Origin of the sequence: Ferrovum myxofaciens (assembly GCF_000735045.1) — a bacterium.
GTDB classification, from domain to species: domain Bacteria; phylum Pseudomonadota; class Gammaproteobacteria; order Burkholderiales; family Ferrovaceae; genus Ferrovum; species Ferrovum myxofaciens.
In genome coordinates this window covers 1-253 of record NZ_JPOQ01000465.1, presented here as the reverse complement: position 1 = coordinate 253, position 253 = coordinate 1, and the positions used below count along the sequence as shown (strand labels likewise).

Genomic DNA, 253 nt, shown 5'->3' with positions numbered 1-253 from the left:
GCGCGGCGATTCTGGGCAATGTAATCGGACGCATGACCAAACCGGCATCGGAGTTGGCGACATGGAACTGGCTGCAACAGCACAGTGCGCTGGGCGAGTTGATCGACTTCGATTTTGAAGCCATGCTACACACACGCCTGTACCACGCTTCTGATGTATTGATGAAGCACCGCCAGGTCATTGAAGACCATATCTTTTCTGCTGTCCAGACGCTTTTTGGTCTGGATGAGACGGTAACCCTGTATGACCTGAC

1 pseudogene is annotated in these 253 nt (G+C 53.0%); it reads left to right on the top strand.

Features of this window, described 5'->3' with window-relative positions:
- Positions 1 to 253 (top strand): annotated as a pseudogene (locus IV91_RS16355) (IS1634 family transposase); the annotation flags it as partial.